Genomic DNA, 2,353 nt, shown 5'->3' with positions numbered 1-2,353 from the left:
ATATATCTTTGAACAGTTATGTTGCTACAATTTAGAATATTGCCAAAAACCTTAATATCAATTGTTTGAGTTTGATATATACAGTCGATTAAATTTAACTTTTTTAATGTTTGAGTTTCTAAAAAGGTATAAATCGTACTCCCTCCTTTACTGTTACTTAAAAATTCTAATAATACTTCCCCAAATCAAAATACATAAGTAGTTAATTTTCACCATTTCTCATTGATCTATTATACCTAGTTTACAAAACATGATAGCACAAAAAAATAGAAAAGTAATACAACAACTCTTATAACGACTTATTTATCGCGAAAACTAGTTCACAAATAAACATTATTATTAAACAAACACCAATTATAATCAGCTTTTTTCTGAAGTAAAGCACTTAACTCTTTTTTTTGTTTTTTTTATAAAAAATAAAGAGACTCAATTCTCTTGTGTATGATTTATATAATTATTACTATTATATTAGTTTTTACTATCATGCAAAGTTAGAAACGCTTAAGTCATTGTTAGCATACTTATTAATGCTTGAATAAACTCAATCCCTAATTATTTATCGAGAGGAATCATTAAAAACATGAAAAAAAAATTGAATATAAACGTTTTTGAAGCCCTTAAAAAACGTTTAAGGTTTATTTTTGAAGAGTTTGATAACATATATATTTCTTTTTCTGGTGGTAAAGACAGTGGCTTGTTATTAAATCTTCTATTGGATTATCGAGATCAGCACTATCCGGAAAAAACGATTGGTGTTTTCCACCAAGATTTTGAAGCGCAATATACAGTTACCACAGAATATATCGAACAAACCTTTGAATCATTAACAAATCGAGTAGAACGCTATTGGGTTTGTCTTCCAATGGCGACTCGAACTTCGTTGAGTAGTTACGAAATGTATTGGTATCCGTGGGATGATCAAAAAGAAGATATATGGGTGAGAGAATTACCTAAATTTAACTATGTAATTTCTCTAAAAAACAATCCCTTCTATTTATATAAGTATCGGATGCATCAAGAAGATCTTGCCAAACAATTTGGACGTTGGTATCATCAAACTCATAATCCTGGGAAAACTATTTGCCTATTGGGAATTAGAGCAGACGAATCACTTCAACGTTATAGTGGATTTATAAACAAGAAACATCGATTTAAAGATAAATGTTGGATAACACGTCAGTTCAAAGACGTATGGTCAGCCTCCCCACTCTATGATTGGACTACAGAGGACATTTGGTATGCCAATTATACCTTCAATTATAAGTACAATAGAATTTATGATCTCTATTATAAAGCCGGTCTTACGCTTGCTCAAATGCGTGTGGCCTCTCCTTTCCAAGATTATGCCAAAGAATCTCTAAATCTTTATCGAGTGATTGATCCTGCTATATGGGTAAAACTGTTAGGGAGAGTGCAAGGAGCCAATTTCGCTCAAATTTATAGTAAGTCAAAAGCAATGGGGTACAGAAATGTTACCCTCCCTGTTAACCATACTTGGAAGTCCTATACTCAATTTTTGTTAGAAACACTTCCTACAGAAATGAAAAATAATTACATTGAGAAGTTTAATAAATCAATTAAGTTCTGGCATACTGTTGGTGGTGGCCTTGAAGAGGAAACAATTACTGAATTACAAGAGAAAGGCTATAGAATAAAAAGAAATGGCGTCTCAAACTATACTATTTTCAAAAATTCTAGAATTATATTCTTGCAAAAAATACCCGATAACACAGATGATATTAAAACAACGAAGGATATTCCTAGCTGGAAGAGGATGTGTTTTTGTATTATTAAAAATGATCATATTTGTCGGTTCCTAGGGTTTGGCATGACCAGACAACAACAGGAAAAATTGAATTATATAAAATCAAAGTATAAATTTTTAGAGGAGAATAAGAATAATGAATAAAAGTCCTGTATATAATGTTATTGCTGTTCCCATAGAGGAAGTAACCCCTAATGATTATAATCCTAACTATGTTGCAAGCCCTGAAATGGAACTTTTATATCAAAGTATCAAGCTAGATGGTTATACGATGCCTATAGTTTGCTACTTTGATAAGAGCAACGAAAAATATATAATTATAGATGGCTTCCATAGATATTTAATTATGAAAGAACATTCAGATATACATGAGAGAGAAAATGGTTTTCTTCCTGTTTCAGTTATCGATCAGCCAATTGAAAATAGAATGGCGAGCACAATTAGACACAATCGTGCTCGCGGAAATCATGATGTAGAAATAATGAGTAATATAGTGAAAGAATTACATGAATTAGGACGATCTGATAGCTGGATTTCTAAATACTTAGGTATGGATAAAGACGAAATACTTCGATTAAAGCAAATAAC

Annotated in this window: 2 protein-coding genes; both read left to right on the top strand. The window is 31.1% G+C overall.

What is annotated here, in order from left to right; all coding sequences use genetic code 11:
- Nucleotides 1–580 precede the first annotated feature (580 nt).
- Nucleotides 581–1,909: a DUF3440 domain-containing protein gene (locus tag IGI80_RS18950; RefSeq protein ID WP_438724294.1), complete on the top strand. Its 1,329-nt coding sequence runs from the start codon at nucleotides 581–583 to the stop codon at nucleotides 1,907–1,909.
- Nucleotides 1,902–2,353 (top strand): IbrB-like domain-containing protein (locus IGI80_RS18945; RefSeq protein WP_438724293.1); only part of this gene is annotated, 452 nt, incomplete at its 3' end. The genes IGI80_RS18950 and IGI80_RS18945, both read left to right, overlap by 8 nt.

Origin of the sequence: Enterococcus sp. DIV1420a (assembly GCF_051712165.1) — a bacterium.
In the GTDB taxonomy this organism is placed as follows: domain Bacteria; phylum Bacillota; class Bacilli; order Lactobacillales; family Enterococcaceae; genus Enterococcus; species Enterococcus faecalis.
Note: the sequence above shows the minus strand (reverse complement) of the source record. Positions and strands in the feature narration are given on the sequence as shown.